The sequence below is a fragment of the Pseudoalteromonas sp. ATL1 genome (assembly GCF_058933015.1).
The window spans coordinates 1,382,687-1,399,241 of the sequence record NZ_JBZYXL010000001.1 but is presented as its reverse complement, the minus strand read 5'-3'; the positions used below and the strand labels follow the sequence as shown (position 1 = coordinate 1,399,241).

At 42.2% G+C, this 16,555-nt stretch carries 18 protein-coding genes; 8 read left to right on the top strand and 10 right to left on the bottom strand.

Going from position 1 to position 16,555, the window contains the following annotated elements; translation table 11 throughout:
• Complete coding sequence (locus AC5FX4_RS06215; RefSeq protein ID WP_493605596.1) at positions 1 to 2,100, bottom strand: winged helix-turn-helix domain-containing protein; 2,100 nt, start codon at positions 2,098 to 2,100, stop codon at positions 1 to 3.
• Positions 2,101 to 2,244: 144 nt separating this feature from the next.
• Here AC5FX4_RS06215 and AC5FX4_RS06210 point away from each other — a divergent pair, with 144 nt between their 5' ends.
• Entirely contained in the window at positions 2,245 to 4,800 is a 2,556-nt protein-coding gene (locus AC5FX4_RS06210) for a TonB-dependent receptor (RefSeq protein WP_493605595.1), read from the top strand.
• A 28-nt stretch (positions 4,801 to 4,828) separates the two neighbouring features.
• Here AC5FX4_RS06210 and AC5FX4_RS06205 read toward each other — a convergent pair whose 3' ends face one another.
• On the bottom strand, positions 4,829 to 4,972 hold the full coding sequence (locus AC5FX4_RS06205) for a hypothetical protein (RefSeq protein ID WP_493605594.1): 144 nt from the start codon (positions 4,970 to 4,972) through the stop codon (positions 4,829 to 4,831).
• 217 nt (positions 4,973 to 5,189) lie between these two features.
• On the opposite strand from AC5FX4_RS06205, the gene AC5FX4_RS06200 reads away from it, so the two are divergent.
• From AC5FX4_RS06200 to AC5FX4_RS06185, 4 genes are all read left to right on the top strand, one after another.
• The gene (locus AC5FX4_RS06200) at positions 5,190 to 7,169 is read left to right on the top strand and encodes a TonB-dependent receptor plug domain-containing protein (RefSeq protein ID WP_493605593.1); all 1,980 of its coding nucleotides are present in this window, start codon (positions 5,190 to 5,192) and stop codon (positions 7,167 to 7,169) included.
• Positions 7,170 to 7,447: 278 nt separating this feature from the next.
• On the top strand, positions 7,448 to 7,951 hold the full coding sequence (locus AC5FX4_RS06195) for a hypothetical protein (protein ID WP_493605592.1): 504 nt from the start codon (positions 7,448 to 7,450) through the stop codon (positions 7,949 to 7,951).
• 127 nt (positions 7,952 to 8,078) lie between these two features.
• A complete protein-coding gene (locus AC5FX4_RS06190; RefSeq protein ID WP_493605591.1) occupies positions 8,079 to 8,387 on the top strand; it encodes a hypothetical protein in 309 nt (102 codons plus the stop codon).
• Between the two features lie 258 nt (positions 8,388 to 8,645).
• Positions 8,646 to 9,143: a hypothetical protein gene (locus AC5FX4_RS06185; protein WP_493605590.1), complete on the top strand. Its 498-nt coding sequence runs from the start codon at positions 8,646 to 8,648 to the stop codon at positions 9,141 to 9,143.
• Between the two features lie 54 nt (positions 9,144 to 9,197).
• Here AC5FX4_RS06185 and AC5FX4_RS06180 read toward each other — a convergent pair whose 3' ends face one another.
• The gene (locus tag AC5FX4_RS06180) at positions 9,198 to 10,025 is read right to left on the bottom strand and encodes an AraC family transcriptional regulator (protein ID WP_493605589.1); all 828 of its coding nucleotides are present in this window, start codon (positions 10,023 to 10,025) and stop codon (positions 9,198 to 9,200) included.
• 139 nt (positions 10,026 to 10,164) lie between these two features.
• Between AC5FX4_RS06180 and AC5FX4_RS06175 the strand changes: the two genes are divergently transcribed.
• On the top strand, positions 10,165 to 11,094 hold the full coding sequence (locus AC5FX4_RS06175; protein WP_493605588.1) for an alpha/beta fold hydrolase: 930 nt from the start codon (positions 10,165 to 10,167) through the stop codon (positions 11,092 to 11,094).
• 69 nt (positions 11,095 to 11,163) lie between these two features.
• On the opposite strand, the gene AC5FX4_RS06170 is transcribed toward AC5FX4_RS06175, so the two are convergent.
• The 4 genes from AC5FX4_RS06170 to AC5FX4_RS06155 form a co-directional block, all read right to left on the bottom strand.
• On the bottom strand, positions 11,164 to 11,874 hold the full coding sequence (locus AC5FX4_RS06170) for a transposase (protein ID WP_493605587.1): 711 nt from the start codon (positions 11,872 to 11,874) through the stop codon (positions 11,164 to 11,166).
• A gap of 190 nt (positions 11,875 to 12,064) precedes the next feature.
• Positions 12,065 to 12,646: a hypothetical protein gene (locus AC5FX4_RS06165; RefSeq protein WP_493605586.1), complete on the bottom strand. Its 582-nt coding sequence runs from the start codon at positions 12,644 to 12,646 to the stop codon at positions 12,065 to 12,067.
• Positions 12,636 to 13,109, bottom strand: a complete 474-nt coding sequence (locus AC5FX4_RS06160; protein WP_493605585.1) for an RNA polymerase sigma factor — start codon at positions 13,107 to 13,109, stop codon at positions 12,636 to 12,638. The genes AC5FX4_RS06165 and AC5FX4_RS06160 overlap by 11 nt, the downstream gene beginning before the upstream one ends.
• A 7-nt stretch (positions 13,110 to 13,116) precedes the next feature.
• Entirely contained in the window at positions 13,117 to 13,254 is a 138-nt protein-coding gene (locus AC5FX4_RS06155) for a hypothetical protein (protein ID WP_493605584.1), read from the bottom strand.
• 278 nt (positions 13,255 to 13,532) lie between these two features.
• Between AC5FX4_RS06155 and AC5FX4_RS06150 the strand changes: the two genes are divergently transcribed.
• Complete coding sequence (locus AC5FX4_RS06150; protein ID WP_493605583.1) at positions 13,533 to 13,742, top strand: hypothetical protein; 210 nt, start codon at positions 13,533 to 13,535, stop codon at positions 13,740 to 13,742.
• A gap of 26 nt (positions 13,743 to 13,768) precedes the next feature.
• Here the strand turns inward: AC5FX4_RS06150 and AC5FX4_RS06145 are convergent, their stop codons facing one another.
• The 3 genes from AC5FX4_RS06145 to AC5FX4_RS06135 all read right to left on the bottom strand — a co-directional run bounded on the left by AC5FX4_RS06145 (position 13,769) and on the right by AC5FX4_RS06135 (position 15,966).
• Positions 13,769 to 14,017 carry a hypothetical protein gene (locus AC5FX4_RS06145; RefSeq protein ID WP_493605582.1) on the bottom strand — a complete coding sequence of 83 codons (249 nt, stop codon included), beginning with the start codon at positions 14,015 to 14,017 and terminating at the stop codon, positions 13,769 to 13,771.
• A gap of 154 nt (positions 14,018 to 14,171) precedes the next feature.
• Entirely contained in the window at positions 14,172 to 15,536 is a 1,365-nt protein-coding gene (locus tag AC5FX4_RS06140) for a DUF2254 domain-containing protein (protein WP_493605581.1), read from the bottom strand.
• Positions 15,520 to 15,966 carry an MgtC/SapB family protein gene (locus tag AC5FX4_RS06135; protein ID WP_493605580.1) on the bottom strand — a complete coding sequence of 149 codons (447 nt, stop codon included), beginning with the start codon at positions 15,964 to 15,966 and terminating at the stop codon, positions 15,520 to 15,522. The genes AC5FX4_RS06140 and AC5FX4_RS06135 overlap by 17 nt, the downstream gene beginning before the upstream one ends.
• Positions 15,967 to 16,085: 119 nt before the next feature.
• Here AC5FX4_RS06135 and AC5FX4_RS06130 point away from each other — a divergent pair, with 119 nt between their 5' ends.
• Entirely contained in the window at positions 16,086 to 16,244 is a 159-nt protein-coding gene (locus tag AC5FX4_RS06130) for a YqaE/Pmp3 family membrane protein (RefSeq protein WP_171625015.1), read from the top strand.
• Positions 16,245 to 16,555 lie beyond the last annotated feature (311 nt).

Genomic DNA, 16,555 nt, shown 5'->3' with positions numbered 1-16,555 from the left:
CTACTCATATTCCAGTAACACAATGTCACTTTCTACGTTGTTAACTCGATTAAAAATGACCTTCTGTCCATCTAAACTCGCCAAGACCTGTAACTGTGTCATTCCCGAGTATAGGTTTAGCCCGATAGGCTGCACCCTTTGCGCCCGATGTTCACTATATATATAACGATAAAGAACAAGTTGATGGCCATTTTTAAGAACGAAATAGATCCCATGTTGATAAACTGCGGGTTGATATAAGGCTAAAGAAACGCGTAGCTGCTCTACATCAAATTGATTTGCCAGTGCAGATACCAGCATGTCTTGTATTTGAGATTGATAATCTATAAAACTCGCGTTTTGCATGACCAAATCTTTCACCAGTTGGTGCGTACTCAGCCCGACTTGCTCACTCCGCCCTTGTGATAAATCAAATTGCCAATTTTGCCAATCATCATCACTTATCACCTTGGCTGTGTAAAACAGCGCCTTGCCATCCTCCGCCCAATAAATGTTGGCAACTTGCTCAAAACCATCAATCACTTTTTTTACTTCTTTTGTAAATGCGCTAACCAAAAATACTTTTTTCGAATTTGACAATACGGCTAAAAAGTCATGATTAGGCGACATCATCAAAAGCGTCGGAATTTCACCTTTAGGTAGCACGCCAAGTAAGCTAGAAGTAGGACGAAAAGCGGGTTTATGCCATAGTTCATATTGGTGAGTTGCCATATTATTGGTGTTCACAGAAGCATATACGAAGTCACGGCCATCCTGCGACAGTGTCGCCACTACGTCCATTCTTGCAGGCGACGTTAGTTGCTTTTGCGTGTTTGGTTCTGGTTGAGTAAGGTCAAGCTCAAAAAAGTTCACTTCCGCCACCCCCTCAGTATGTGCCGATATACGTTTTTGGGGACTGACGTCTAATTCAGAGATTGAGCCATAACCTTCATAAAACACTTGTTCATTGTCACCTTGCAACAATGCAACGTGTTGCCCCGCAACCATAGCGGTATTTTTTAGGTAACCTTGACTTATCGCCGCATGGCTTTGTTTTGAAATTTTTTTCGTAACCTTATCAGCTTGCTCTAACTTATTGAGGCTGACTTGATATACGCCTTGTTCTTGTGTTTGGTAAAGCAAGTTATTGTGGTTGATGTGATACTGCGTGATGCCTCTTAACGGCAATGGTTTCTTATCGATAATACGCGGCATACTCTGTTCAAAGGATAACTGCACAGACTGCAAATAAGACCCGTGCTTGTCCCATGCTTTTGTTACAAAACGGCCAGCTTGATATTCAAGCCATGGCGCAGAGTCTTGTGCACTATTACAACTATCTAACACCCAATCTTTGGCTAAACGCCAAGTTTCAATTGGGCCTTTGGTGTTTAAAGCACGTACCTCACAAGATACCGGATCAGAGCGAGAGTAAATTAACCACTTACCATCCGCCGACCAGCTCGCTGACTCTTCACTGTAACCGCTACTTTTGACGGTGTGAGTCACTTTGGTTTCGATGTCATACACAGCTAAATCAAATTGGTCCGCACCTTCAGCCAGATAACTGTAAACCAAATACTTGCCATTGGGAGAAAAACGAATAAATACTTCAGCCCCTGGAGAAGACGTCACCCGTGTTGCACTTAAATATTTAAATTCTGAATGGCTTTGCCAGTAATTTATGGCTATGACACACATCAACGTTATCGCAAATCCACTTAGAAAGCCCAACAAAGCAAACTGCAGGCCCCTACCCCGTGACAGTAGCTCAACCTTCTCTAACAAGGTCGGCGCATTTTCAACCAGAGCAATACACTGATAGCCCAAGCGAGGCACCGTTTTTATAATTTGTGGTGTGGAGGAGCTATCGTCTAACAAGCGACGAAGCTGTGTGACTAGTTGACTCACGGAATTATCGCTCACCACAACACCCGGCCAAATGGAGTCGAGTATTTCTTCTCGCGTCACCACCCGCCCTTTATTGAAAATCAATAGGCGCAACAAGGCGGCATGCTTCGCTTCGATGCTTCTGGCTTGTCCATCAACTTGCAATGATAAATTATCCAAGTCGACAACTATTTCATTGATTAAAAAGCGATTACTTAGATTCTCAACCATCAATAATTAAAACTGTGTCTAACTGTGGTTAGGCTTGTAATAAAAGCGTATTATGAGTATCAACTAAAGGTAACTAGCGTGTATTTTAAGTTGAACAGTATGTCAAAATTTCTATTTAGAACAATTTCTTGTAGCGCAATTGTTATGACGAACTCTTGTTTTGCGACTGAGCAAAACCAAAGTACAGAAAATACACTTGAGCGTATTGAAATTCGTGCCTTTAGTGACAGCGTTGTCAAGTCTCTCAGCATTAAACGCCACACGCAACAAGTATCCGATACTATCAGTGCTGAAGATATAGGCAAGTTTCCAGATAAAAATGTTGCCGAAGCGTTACAGCGTATTACTGGGATTTCTCTATCCCGAGCACAAGGTGAAGGAGAGCGCATCGGGGTAAGAGGAACAACGCCTGAGCAAAACAGAACCTATTTAAATGGCCAGTATCTTGCTTCTGCCGATTGGTGGATCTCAAGTCTCCCCAGCAGAGGGTTTAATTTTACCTTATTACCCAGCGAAATCGTTTCCGGCTTAGAGGTATTTAAAACACCACAAGCATCACAAGATGAAGGGTCCTTAGGTGGTGCAATCAATATCAAAACGCGCGATCCGCTACTCACGCCATCTGGCTACGGTGTTGTAACTGGCGAGCTGCAGTATAACGATTTAAGTGACAAACTCGATCCACAGCTTTCCGCCATTTATAACTACCACGGAAACAACGGCAATTACGCACTACTATTTACCGCAACTCGCCGAGAGCGTAGCCTTCGAAGAGATGGTTTAGAATCTTGGGGTTGGCATGACAGAACGCTCTATCAAAGCGATAATGGAGACTGGTTTGCCGCCCCACAAGCAGATAACAGTCCACATCAAACCTTATGGTTTCCAGGTGGCGGGGGGTCAGCGGTATTCCAACAAAAAAGAGAGTTGCAGGCCTACACACTGGATGGCGCTTTTCAACTTACAGCACGCTGGCGACTCAATACTCACCTACTTTATTCTCGCCTTGAAGCAGACAACACCAATCAAAACTTTTTATGGCAAAGCACGAAATCGATTGATTTAGGTGGGGCCATAAACAATTTAAGCGTGCGAGACAATACCCTAGTCAGTGCTCAGTACTTAAGGGTCGATAACGCCTTTAATACCAGTATGGAAGCCATTTGGCGTGACTCCCAGCTCAGTACCAACAGCGTACACTTTGATTTGGTGTATGATGGCATATATTGGTCGAGTCAATTTCAAGCTGGTGTTAGCCAAGGTGAAGGCGGCACAAAATCAGATATCACCTCACAATTTTCTGCCATGACTGAGTTTAACGTCGATACTTCCCACAAACGTAACATCATTGCCAATTACGCAACTTCCCCCTTAGAAGCAAGTAGCTGGCTTCTGACGCAAGCCAGAAATGACAGCCAAAATGGAGAAGACAAAGCCTACTTTGCGCAAGCCGATTTTACTGCCGATCTTAACTATAAAAAGATTGAAAGCGTTAAATTTGGTATCAAACTTAAAGATCACCAACGAGATTTTGTTCGCCACCGCTCAATGAATGAGGGACTGGAAGGCCTTGCAGGTCAATTAGGCTCAACATTGGCAGACTACAGGGCTCCGTTTGTAGCGCATTATCTAGATGACATCGGCAATGAACAAACCTTAAAGCAATACAGCTTTGCCGACATCAATGCCCTTGCTCGTGATTTTGATACATTAGATTTCACACAACAAGTTGAGAAAGCAAGTCGCTTTAATATCAGCGAGCAAACGTGGGCAAGCTATGGTCAATTGCAATTATCAGGAACGCAATTTGCTGCGAATATCGGTGTACGTGTAGTTAGAACCAACCAAGATTCTGCCGCATTTAAACGAGTCGCCTCACCCATTGAAGCGCCTGATAGTTACGAATGGCATCAAGAATCAAGAAGCTATACAGATATTCTACCCAGTGCCAACATTAAAATTGATATTAATGATGAACTCGTCGGCCGTTTTGCTATGGCACGAGTTATGTCTAGGGCACAATTCCACCACTTAATGCCATCAACCAACTACAACGTCACACAAGCACAAGGGCAAGGTGGTAATGCCAACCTTGACCCCTATCGTGCCGCTCAGTTCGATGCCAGTTTAGAATGGTATTTTGCCGATACGGGCCTTACTTCTATTGCGGTTTTTAACAAAGATGTTGAGTCATTCATTGAGTTTGAGCGCAAGTTAGAGCATCACGAAGGTATTTTAATGTCTATCGACAGACCCAATAATGGCGCGGGTGGTAGCATTAGAGGTGTCGAGCTTAGCTATCAACAAGCCCTCGCTTACGGATTTGGTATTATCGCCAATTATACCTTTGTTGATGGTGAGCGTGATCACGCCACCAGTCATTTAAAAAACAAAGTGCCCGGCACGTCAAAACACAGCACCAACCTAACCGCTTACTATGAAAATCATTTAATTAGTACGCGTTTAAGTTATAACTACCGCACGCGATTTGCCACCGGTGTGGGCGAAACCATGATGGACGATTATGGACAACTGGATGGCAGCTTTACATTCAAACTGACTAACCAAATCAATGCTCAGTTTGAGCTAATTAATATGACCAATGAACAGGTCTATACCTTTGACAGAAATGAATATGCGCCAACTGGGCTCTATTTAAATGGCAGACGTTATTATGCGGGGCTGAGGTATCAGTTTTAAGGGCTGCTTTCACAGCCCTTTGCAGTATTTATTGTGGTGGAATACACACACTTCCGCTACCTAAGCTATATGTTCTAGATGGTTGCGTGCCATTACCACCACCAGTCGCACCCATAACCTTTTTCACTTGTTTAGCGTCAATTGATTTAAAGTGGCTTCTTTTTGATTTCATATTATTTCCTTATCGTTAATTTAAAAACACCTAAAAAAATCTAACTTAGGTACATATAAATTTGTTAATAGGCCCGATATTCAATCGGATAAAATAAATTAAGCTAGATAACCAATACTATTAACAACACTTGGCTAACCCCGCATACCTTTACACATATTGAATCACGCTTATTCTCTGCTATCTTTTCTAAGTACCTTATTTCTAGATAATTTATATGCCCGAACCATCAAGACTTCTACCTTCTTTACTGATAGGCACCGTGCTAATTAGTAGCCAAGCTTTGGCAGACGACGACTCGTCTGCGCTTTTTGAGCTGTCTTTGGAAGACTTGCTCAACATGCCGCTCACCACCGCCTCAAAGCAAGCCGAATCATTACGTGATACCAATGCCAGTGTATCCGTCATTTCTCGTCAGCAAATTGAACAATTCGGCGCACAAAGCCTGTTTGAAGTACTTGAACGTATCGTGTCCGTGAATAGCAATTATGGTGTACTTACCGCAATCACTACCAGAGGAAGCAAGCCTTGGACAGGCTTGTTGCAACATTTGGGGCTGATCAATGGTAGACCCTTTGGTAACCTTTCTGGCGCGCACAACCTCTATACGTCCGTACCGTTATCATCAATTGAGCGTATCGAATATATTCGCGGACCAGGCTCTGTGCTTTATGGTACCAACGCCTATCAAGGCGTATTTAATATCATCACCCGTAAACCAACTAAAGAAGGCTGGGAAGCAGAGCAAAATATCACATGGGGTAGTTACGGCACCCAGCAACTTGATGGCAGTTACCTATACCAACAGAATGAATTTAAAGCCGCAATACATCTACTGTATAGCGATATTGATGGCTGGGATGCAAAAACCACCGATCCAATCACTCATGCCATATTCAGTAAAAAAGCATTTCAAGAAGATAAAACAATTCACGTGAATTTAGATTATCAAGAGCTGTCACTTTCTCATTTTAGAAACGTACAAGATAAGTTTGCCAACTTTTGGGATGCACCCGAGGCGCGATATATTCCTTGGTCAAAACGCCATCCATCCACTTTTTCTAATTTAAGCTATCGATATCAAATTAATGATAATTGGCAACTAAATAGCCATTACACCAATATCAAAAAAATCATGGAATGGAGCAGCAACGGTGTTGCCGATAATGTGATCCGAATTCGCTCGCCGCTGAACATTCGGCTGCTTGAGTTCAACCTAACGGGCAGCCTCACCGAAAACACAACATTACTCCTCGGTGGCAATTATGAACACCGCCGCGTTTACGATGCCAGCACGATTCCAGATGCCAAAGAACGCTATGCCAGTCTTTACGGGCAAATAAAATATGATGTAACACCGCAATTTAGCGTAGAACTTGGCGGGCAGTATGTCACTTCTTTGAAACTTATCAATGATATAGACAATCAAGCCGATTTCATCCCTAGACTTGGATTAACCTATCATCTAGATGACGATTGGAGCGTCAAGTTACGCCATGCCAAAGCGTTTCGTCACCCCTCCTCTGGTGAGCGCACCATTGAAACACCGGGCATTCAAAAAGGTACTCCTGATTTAAACTCGGAAACCATTAACACAACAGAAGCGCAGCTGTTTTATCAAACCTCTGAACGGCTTTTCACCGCAACTGTATATAGAAATAAAGAGTATGATTTGATCTTACTCAGACCTTCAGATGACCCAAATTTCGCACTCGAAAATAAAAACAGTGGGGAAATTACATCTTATGGTGTTGAATTAGAATATAAACACCAACTCACCACCAATTGGTACACGGAGTTATCAGCAAGCCACCAGCGTAATGAAGATAAAGCGAGTACTCACAATACCAATTTATCACCCAATAATAGTGTTAAGCTCGGCTTAGCTTATGATGACACTCGCTGGCAAGTGGGTGCTTACTTGCTCAGTTATTCCAAGTATCACGACAACATCGTATTTGATCCAAACCGAGAGCTGGTCAATCCACCAGCCAATGGTTACGATTGGCTAACGCTCAAAGTTACGCGCAAGTTTGTGCTTAGTAATAACGATACGCTTAGCGTCTCATTTGAACTCAAGAACCTGCTTAATGAACAGGTTTACCAGCCTAACGATACGCCTGTGTTTTACCCTCTTAACACACTGCCAGCTCGAGAGCAAAGAGGGGCTTTTTTGTCTCTGAACTATAAATTTTAAAATGAAGCTATCCACAGAATCAGGCTAGCTCAGTCTGATTCAACTCTCGATAAAACCACAGTTCAAGTGCTCACACATGTCCCATATTTACATCATGATCAGCCTTTACGTGGCTTGCCTGTTACCCGAATAAGGCAAATAGAGGCAAACAATACGAATAAAATATAAAAATGAAATTTACCCAAATTAGATTCACAACCAAAACTTTTGGCTGATTGCGCAGCGCTATCTTGCAAATTAGAATAATGATGCTGTACTTAAATGGCAGGGGGGATGCCATGAACACTCTACTAAAACCACTACTTGCTGTTTGTGCAATCATTTCATTGCCAGCGATCTGCGCTGTGACAGATACCACTACAAATGAAGCTAAGTTTTCTTTTGAAGGAACGGTAGAGCCAACCTGTAAAACCTACAGCGGTACAAACGCAATCAATGGATTAGACCTCAGCGCTTCTGCGCAAACTCAAGATATCGGCACGTTAAATGTTTGGTGTAACACGGGTGAAAATGCCACCACGAGATATACTTCGGCTAATGGTGGCTATTTAGTGTCGGACAATGCACAAGGTAGCAAATTAGCATATACCCTAAATATCGGCGATACATCCGGTATTGATCTACAAACAGGTGCGTATACTCACCTAAAAGCTACTTCGGCAGGCACAGGCGTGACAGGTGATACCAAGGCAACATCTCTTAAAATTACCCCACAGACAAATGGCTTGAATGATGCGGGCACCTATTCCGATACGATTACGGTGACAGTGAGTTCGAATTAACCTTACGATTGCAATTCCACAATTCAGATTTGCACTTTTAACGCGTCCACTACCACTATCCATACCTTCAAACGCTCGGTTATAATCTCCTTTTATAAAAATCTTATGCCCTTAATTTGGAACACTCATGAAGAAGCTGTCTAAAGTTCAACAAAAACAACAAACTCTGGTACTCGATGTTGCCGGTATGCTTGAAGAACAAGCACGCGCTGAAATTCCGGGCATGCTACAGTGTTGGTTTGATGTGGAATATCACCTATTCCCCGGCTCACTGCTTTTGTGTTTTCAATTTGAAAATGAACAAGTATTAGAAAGCGCCAAGCCTGATTTACTCAAATGGCAAAAGCGTTTAAGCGCCGCCATGCTTAAAAAAGGCGTGATTTTAAAAGACATGCGTAAGCACCTCACCTTTACCCTGCAAGGGCCTGAAGATTAAGATGATATAGGTCGGCATAAGGCGCGCAGCGCCGCCATCCGACAGTTGAGAAGCTCCTTTTACACTTTTGTTGGAAAGCGCTTCTGGCTTTTACAAGCAACGTTTTAAGATTCAATCCCTCTGCACACCAATATGGATAATAAACACCCCGCTCTACTGCTTTATGAAAACTCGAATACGGCCACTCAACAACACGATTAACCAAATCATGTTTCATAGGGTTGAAGTGAACATACGTCACATGGTGCCAGAAAATCAATGGGGTCACCCATTGATCAAAATTCGGGGTTGTCTGTATTTGAGTTAAGCAAGCTATCGCCATTTGAGATCTTAGATTTATCAGGGGAGATTAAAAACCACAGCACTAGCTTAGCAAAATTGGCCCTCTTTTACGCCAAAAACCAGCTAACCGAAGATGCCATCAATACCTACAAAAGAGCAATAAATGTGCTCAAAAGTAACAACCCAACCGTTGAAGCGCGCTACCAAAAAAAGATAAATTTGCTAGTAAACCCAATTGTAATAAGCAAACAACAACAGCAAAGTTATACCGCTGAATATTCATCTGAGAGATTAAACTTATTCATACTGCTGAGTGAAAATGAGTACAGGTTACAAGTAAAATTACCGGGCAAACCCGCGTTTACGCTGTATCCTGACTCAAAAAACACCTTTTTTATCTATGGAGTTGACGTAAAGTTTGAATTTGTAAAACCGCCTGTTCTGCCAACATATTTGGCCAAAGGTTTGAATTAAATAAAAGCTAAATTGTTGCTTTTATTAGCGCCTTAACACCTTTTTTATAAGGCGTTATGGGCTGTTCTGTATAAGCCACTGCCTTGGTGACATACCAGTTTGCGTTTTAAAGGCGCGCGACAATGCGGCCTCACTTTTATAGCCTGCTTCTTCGGCGATTAACTTAAGTGGCATACCATTTTTTAGCCATTTTTGTACTAAACCTATGCGCCAACTTTGTAGGTACTTTGCAGGCGTTTCGCCGATTGTTTCACGAAATAAATTGGAAAATACACTACGAGACATATGCGCCTCAGACGCTAAGCTCTCAACGGTCCAATCTACTTCAGGTTTTTCATGCATCGCGACAATGGCCCTGCGCAGATTTTGGTGAGCTAGCCCCGCCAACATACCAACTTTAATCACTTGGTTTTCCATCAACTCTCTAAGTAGTTGAACTAAAAGCACCTCCACAAGCCTATCGAGCAACACTTGACGGCCGCAGTAACAGGCCTCGGCCTCTTCAAATAACAATGATAAGACCTGTTCGCAATTGGGTAGTGATGTCAGCGACAAGCACAAACTATCGGGCAGCGCATTGGCGATGGGGTTTACATCATTCCCCTCAAACGACACATTGGCACATAAAAACTGTGCTTGCGAATCTTGCGCAATCACAAAATGCCGTTTAAGCGGACGTGGATAAAACAACAAACTCGGCTCAGTAATACGATATGCCTTAGTGCGACCATGCCACACCTCCACGCTACCTTCTCGAATTAGATGCAATTGCCCACAAGATACATCGGTTACAACAGGGTTAGTACCACATAACGGACCAGACTGAAAGGTATGTGCACTTAACGAAAAGTGCTCAAACAAAGAAGCAAGGCGATCTACCATAAAATACGATCTGCAATGTTTTTAAGAGTATCTGTAATAAATAGTATCGCAAAGGGGTGCACAATAACACCCATCAACAGAGTAAAGAAACAAAGCGCACAATAAGCGAAAATACCATTTAATGCATTGGAGATAGATTATGAAAAACCTCACGACCTTAGTAAAAGCCACGATTTTGAGCAGCATATTGGCATTATCTAGCGCAGCAGCACAGGCTGATACCTTTAACCGCACCGCAAGCACTATAACCACCAGCGATAACGTGCAGCTATATTACAAAGATTGGGGCCCTAAAGATGGCGAAGTGGTGACTTTCAGCCACGGCTGGCCACTAAATTCAGACAGCTGGGAATCGCAAATGCAATTTTTGGCTGACAAAGGCTATCGCGTCATTGCCCATGACCGCCGCGGTCACGGCCGCTCAAGCCAGCCTTGGGAAGGCAACGACATGGACCATTATGCTGACGACTTAGCTGCCGTGCTTGACGCATTAAAGTTAGACAAAGTCACATTAGTTGGCTTTTCAACTGGCGGCGGTGAAGTAGCCCGCTACATTGGCCGCCATGGTACAAAGCGCGTAAATAAAGTTGCCTTAGTCAGCGCTGTGACACCTTTGATGGTAAAAACCGAAACCAACCCAAATGGCATAGAAAAAGCACTATTCGATGGCATACGCAAAGCATCTAATGGCAATCGCTCACAGTTATACTTGGATATTGCATCTGGCCCGTTTTACAGCTTTAACCGACCAGGGGCAAAGGTTTCACAAGGCTTAATTCAATCATTCTGGAGACAAGGCATGATGGGCGGCGCGAAAAATACCTATGACTCAATTGCCGCATTCTCAGCCACTGATTTTCGTCCTGATTTGGCAAAAATTGATGTACCAACCCTCGTGATACACGGTGATGATGACCAAGTGGTGCCGATTGAAGTCTCGGGTGAAGTATCAGCCAAGTTAATTAAAGGTTCAAAGTTTATCATCTACAAAGGCGCACCACACGGCCTTGCAGATACCCATAAAGAGAAACTAAATCAAGACCTACTTAACTTCTTGCAAGAGCAATAAGCCTTCTTAAAACAACAAAAATCAAGGAATCAATGGGGTCGAATCAATGGGGTCAGAGTCATTGATTCTCTATTTTCGAGAGTTAATAAATAACACCGACTTCCTATCACCCCCTTTCGGTAATGGTGATGCCCGCCTACCAGCCATTACCTCTACTTGCTTTTTGAACTTATCGTTGCCAAGCACCCACATTTTATCAGTTGCAGTTTTGATTTCATCAACCGTCATCGAGGGAATTTCATCATCGAATAGTGCGCTATATCGGGCTTGCCTATCCAGTTTATCTTTACCTAATTGCATATAAAGCGAATGTTCGGTAATTAGCCCAATGGTTTTGCCTACTGCATTGTGTTGATAGCTAGACCAAATATATTCGGCTGGGTGCTTAACCATGCCCGCTCTAACAGGATTTAGTTCAATGTAGCGACTCACCACTAAAAAATAATTATCACTATCAACCAGTGTCGATTTAAAGCGCCCTTCCCAAAGGGTACCCGTGCGTTTATACGCTTGGTTAAAATACCTAACGTAATAGCGCCCAAGCGACTGCATCAGCTTACTTACACCATTTGGTGTGGTTGGTGTAGCCAATAAATGTACATGATTTGTCATAAGCACGAATGCATGAACTTTAACGTTGTACTCTTTGGCGTAATACTTTAGCTTTTCGAGATAAATGACATAGTCATCAGGTTCAACAAAAGTAATTTGCCTATTATTACCACGTTGAACAATACGCTGCGGTATATTCGGAAGGTTTAATCGAGGTAAACGTGCCATAACTTAAACTAGTCCATTAGTTTATCGTTATATCAGTATAGCTAAGCTTATCAAAAATAAGCGGAATCAAAATCAACGACTCTGACCCCATTGATGGACCCCATTGATGTGACCCCATTGATGGACCCCATTGATGGATTTTTGTACGCCAGCGAGCGAAGCGCCACACCGGCGGATTTTAACGGATGTGTTACTCGAGTGGGATCAGATTTTGATCGCTTAATCTTGCCAGCAGCTTTTGCCCTTTGGCTATTTTGTAGCGGCCGTAAGCATACATCAACCCGTACCAGAATATTGACCAGCCAGCGGCAAACAGCCAGTCGTTTAACTCGTGCAGCAGAGGGCGATTAAACACCAGGTGCTCCAATACAACCAACAACAGAATAGAACCCATAACTATATGATCGGCAAATATAAAACGTCGCCCGATTTTGATATGTCCTTTGGCGGTGTTTTCCAGGTAGGCGTTGTAATCGGACGTAGCCTGGGTAAGTGAGTAGATGCTTTGACTGCGAATACGATAAAAATACCAGCTCAAATAGAGACCAAACAGCAGAGAAGCGCCGAGCCAGAGCAATACCAGCCAGGAAAACTCCATACGGTAAGCATGAAAGAGTATCCAGCCCAGTACGCCGTTGGCGGCGATATCGCCGGTGGTGATAAGGTGATTTTTCAGTCGTTGACGCCTGGCCTTGCGAGCGACCTTGTCTGGATCCAGCGTCGGACCCTGGATCTCCTGCCAAATAGCCTGTAAATCGTCGTCATTGGTCATGATTTAAATACTCCGTTAATTTGTGCTTGGCGCGGTTGATCATCACACCAACATGGTTAAGTTCAATGCCGGTGACATCGGCTATATCTTGGTAGCTTAATCCTTCGAACAGCAGCGCCAAAACCTGGCGCTGGTTTATCGGTAGGCGATACATGGCACTGAGCAGAGCTTGCTGGCGGGCGTTGTGCTGAGCTGGTGCCGAGGCAACCAGAGTATCGAATTCGGTTTCGTTTTGGGTCGGTAGCCGAACCTCGCGACTGACATGATCGACCGCCTTATTATGAGCAATGCGCAGAACGAAGTGTTTTAGCTTTTGTTGTTCCTTACATTGCCCGAGCGCCTGCCATACAGCCAAGGCGATCTCCTGCAGCAGCTCTTCACGCTTATGCTCGTTGCGCTCATAGCTGGCCGCCAGTCGGGTAATTGCCGGCGCGTATTCGCGCCATACTGCGTTAAATTCCATCCAGGGTTCAGGATCCTACGTGGTTTGTAACAAAAAGTACCGCCACGATAGCAAGGCTGGCCTCCAGCAGTAAATAGGCGGCACCGGCTTTAGTAACGCGACGACCCCATTTGTTGTCCATTAATTTTTGTATCAGTTGTTTCATGTTCATTCTCCTGTTGGTGTTTGTTGTTATAAGTCTTTGCAAAAATACTTTTCTTACAGCTGTGTGAAAAAAATTTTAGGATCCGGTTGGGCTTGTGAAAAAAACGATGGCTATCAGGGCCTGGCTTGTTGGTTGTTGTACTCGTTGTTGCATTTGTATTTTCCTGTTGGTGTTTGTTGTTATCAGTCGTCGTATAAAAAATTTTCTTACAGCTGTAAGAAAAAAAATTTTTTCACGACTAAAGGAAGTGACAGCAGAAATTAATCAGGAGAATTGTTATGGGTGAAAAAATGTTGTTTTTAATTTTGTTCTTTGTTTTGTTTGCGATTTTGGCTTTTCTCGATAAGCGCTTTAACCTGAGACTGATGCAAGAGCCGCTAACGAAAGGTACTGACGATTTGGACGCTTTAAAAAAGCGGGTGATTACGTTGGAAAAAGTGGCGACGGACCCGGGAGAAAGATTGAAACGAGAAATCGACGCCTTGTAATCAAAGGGGTCAGAGTCATTGATTCTCTATTTTCGAGAGTTAATAGATGACGCTGACTTCCTATCGCCCCCTTTCGGTAATGGTGATACCCGCCTACCCGCCATTACCTCTACTTGCTTTTTAAACTTATCGTTGCCAAGCACCCACATTTTGTCGATTGCGGTTTTGATTTCATCAACCGTCATCGAGGGAATTTCATCATCGAATAGCGCTCTATATCGAGCTTGCCTATCAAGTTTATCTTTACCTAATGAAATCAACGACTCTGACCCCATTGATTCCCATGCCCCATTGATTCGAAACGAGTGCTATCTAGAAAGGGGTATTGAATAGCAAGTGATTCTTCATGCTCTTGCCCTGCCATTGATCCTTTTGATCCCTTTAGTCGTTATATCAGTATAGCCAAGTCAAAAATAAGCGTAATAAAAATCAATGACTCTGACCTCGTTGATCATAATAAGTTAATAACCTATCTCCTTCCTCGGGATTTACGCGGGAAATAGCCTCAAGCATATTCCGCAACACTTTTCTATCGTAGTGATTATATATATTTCTATTTATATCGCTTATAATTGCATATAAATAGCGATATACCTCCTCGCTAACCAACCCTTTACCACCAGTAAAAAACAGCATATTTTTAAATGCTTCCAATATGTTTTCCATCACAAAAGCATCCCCTCTTGCATAATGCCTAATCGGTGTGAAATTATCATGCAACAGTTCATTTATTGAAATTTCATGAAAAAACAATCTACATTTTACATTTTTTTGCATACTAGAAATGCTAATGTCTTTCAATTCCATACGTTTAATTAATAATAGACTCAACATGTCAATGGCTTTAACTGCAGAGCCCGGATCGTTAATACCCGGACTCATTGCTTTAACAGCAATTTCAGATATTTGTGTCATACCATAGCTATAATGATCACTAATATATTCTTCTACATAAAAAATGAAGCAAGATAAAATTTCTTCAACTAGTTGTGTGTCATTTTTTATTGGCTTATTACAGCGCAGAAACGGGTAACCTTTAACCGTAAAGTATCCCTGCTTTACACAAACATAAAGAGATAACTCTTCACGCGCCAATATACTACATAGCAGCTTAGCCTTGACCCCTTTATAGTATCCGCTGGTGTTACTTTGTAGTTCATGCCACTTTTCAAACGTACTTGAACTCACCTCATCTTGATTTTGGTGCAGTTCAGCCAACGCATTCATTTCACACTTTGTTTTAGAAAATAGACTATTTAATACACTGTCCACTTGAATAGTTTGTGAAATAGAGTGAATAAAATACACAAAACATACTAGGGATGCTAGCCCCTGTAAAAGTGAAAATAAAATACCTAAAGCGGGAATATCTAAAATGGTATTATTACTTGATACATCATCAATGTTTATCAGTATGATTGTGGAATAAATGATACTACCCAAATAAAAACCTAACACCAATTGATGTGATTTCTTTGATATAAGCCCAGGTACAAGACGTGGCGAAAGATTCATACTGGCAGTATTAAGTACAACCATCACCATTGAAAAGCTAAAAACGGTGAGTGATATAATACTGCCGATTAAAATACTTAGAATCGTACGGGCATTTTCGACACTATCAACAAGAACAAAAGAGAAATGCAGTTCAAACTGTTTAACTGGTTCCAAATACTCAAAAAACAATGTAATTAACGCAAAAATTAAAAATATCATTGCAATTAAAGAGGGGTAAAATGCAATGCTGTTAATAACTTTGCGATATGATTGATTTAGGCTATGAAGTTTTATCATTTTTATCCTTATGTTTATAAGGTTCAAGTAATTGAAAAACCAAGTACCCAACGGCGCTTAGCACCAACGCAATTTCATAACGACTATACGCAACCGAAATCCCAATAGCGCCAGTGAGCCAAATTCCAGCAGCCGTTGCCGTACCCTCAATATGTGCATCGCTTTTGTAAATGGCCCCACCACCAATAAATCCAATGCCAGTAATAATCCCGTACACGACCCTTGCTTGCGCATCATCTGCAGAAAAAACATCAATACCAACCAATACAAACGCACAGCAGGAAATGGCAACTAATGGAAATGTTCTTAAGCCTGCACTATCGGACTTATATTCGCGGTTAATCGCCAATGGTAAAGTTAACAAAAAAGCAGTCGCAATCTGTATAAGATGAAATAACACTAAGGCGATGTTGATTTCGAAGTCTATCATTTACTAATCAGCTTAATCTTTACTCAAGGTATACAGTAAAAGCAAGTTTAGTTCCAATTCCACTTAATGGCATGAAAACTGCTTTAACTTAAGTACAACTTAACACATAAGGAATCCTAATGGACTTAATTCGAATCATCTTCTCAATCTTATTACCACCGCTTGGTGTGTTCTTACAAGTAGGCCTTGGCGGGGCTTTTTGGCTGAACATTATTCTCACGTTATTTGGCTACCTTCCTGGAATAATTCACGCAGTTTGGATTATAGCGAGAAGGTAAATAACTTCTCCGCTTTGGATAAGTGAATATGTCTAAACCTGAGGTTAAATAAGTTATTTGGAGTAAAATTTACCGTGTATGCTTTACTGTACTGTGTAAATCTTACTCCCTACACTGAACGACTCATTAATTTACGGTGTTGTTTCCTAAATTATGGAACTTCTCAGACTTAGAGCGATCTGATCATCCAACACACCTGTCCAACGATTAATGATCAATGTGATCAATGGGGTCACCCATTAGTCAGCCGTTGTAAAGTACACGAGTGAATTTCTGCCGAGTTATTTTCAGCATAAAACATTAGTCACTCA

Excerpts from the sequence above, each read along its gene's own strand:
- AC5FX4_RS06215 (WP_493605596.1), bottom strand. The coding sequence starts at position 2,100 with ATGGTTGAGAATCTAAGTAATCGCTTTTTAATCAATGAAATAGTTGTC.
- AC5FX4_RS06210 (WP_493605595.1), top strand. The coding sequence starts at position 2,245 with ATGACGAACTCTTGTTTTGCGACTGAGCAAAACCAAAGTACAGAAAAT.
- AC5FX4_RS06205 (WP_493605594.1), bottom strand. The coding sequence starts at position 4,972 with ATGAAATCAAAAAGAAGCCACTTTAAATCAATTGACGCTAAACAAGTG.
- AC5FX4_RS06200 (WP_493605593.1), top strand. The coding sequence starts at position 5,190 with ATGCCCGAACCATCAAGACTTCTACCTTCTTTACTGATAGGCACCGTG.
- AC5FX4_RS06195 (WP_493605592.1), top strand. The coding sequence starts at position 7,448 with ATGAACACTCTACTAAAACCACTACTTGCTGTTTGTGCAATCATTTCA.
- AC5FX4_RS06190 (WP_493605591.1), top strand. The coding sequence starts at position 8,079 with ATGAAGAAGCTGTCTAAAGTTCAACAAAAACAACAAACTCTGGTACTC.
- AC5FX4_RS06185 (WP_493605590.1), top strand. The coding sequence starts at position 8,646 with ATGGGGTCACCCATTGATCAAAATTCGGGGTTGTCTGTATTTGAGTTA.
- AC5FX4_RS06180 (WP_493605589.1), bottom strand. The coding sequence starts at position 10,025 with ATGGTAGATCGCCTTGCTTCTTTGTTTGAGCACTTTTCGTTAAGTGCA.
- AC5FX4_RS06175 (WP_493605588.1), top strand. The coding sequence starts at position 10,165 with ATGAAAAACCTCACGACCTTAGTAAAAGCCACGATTTTGAGCAGCATA.
- AC5FX4_RS06170 (WP_493605587.1), bottom strand. The coding sequence starts at position 11,874 with ATGGCACGTTTACCTCGATTAAACCTTCCGAATATACCGCAGCGTATT.
- AC5FX4_RS06165 (WP_493605586.1), bottom strand. The coding sequence starts at position 12,646 with ATGACCAATGACGACGATTTACAGGCTATTTGGCAGGAGATCCAGGGT.
- AC5FX4_RS06160 (WP_493605585.1), bottom strand. The coding sequence starts at position 13,109 with ATGGAATTTAACGCAGTATGGCGCGAATACGCGCCGGCAATTACCCGA.
- AC5FX4_RS06155 (WP_493605584.1), bottom strand. The coding sequence starts at position 13,254 with ATGAAACAACTGATACAAAAATTAATGGACAACAAATGGGGTCGTCGC.
- AC5FX4_RS06150 (WP_493605583.1), top strand. The coding sequence starts at position 13,533 with ATGGGTGAAAAAATGTTGTTTTTAATTTTGTTCTTTGTTTTGTTTGCG.
- AC5FX4_RS06145 (WP_493605582.1), bottom strand. The coding sequence starts at position 14,017 with ATGGGGTCAGAGTCGTTGATTTCATTAGGTAAAGATAAACTTGATAGG.
- AC5FX4_RS06140 (WP_493605581.1), bottom strand. The coding sequence starts at position 15,536 with ATGATAAAACTTCATAGCCTAAATCAATCATATCGCAAAGTTATTAAC.
- AC5FX4_RS06135 (WP_493605580.1), bottom strand. The coding sequence starts at position 15,966 with ATGATAGACTTCGAAATCAACATCGCCTTAGTGTTATTTCATCTTATA.
- AC5FX4_RS06130 (WP_171625015.1), top strand. The coding sequence starts at position 16,086 with ATGGACTTAATTCGAATCATCTTCTCAATCTTATTACCACCGCTTGGT.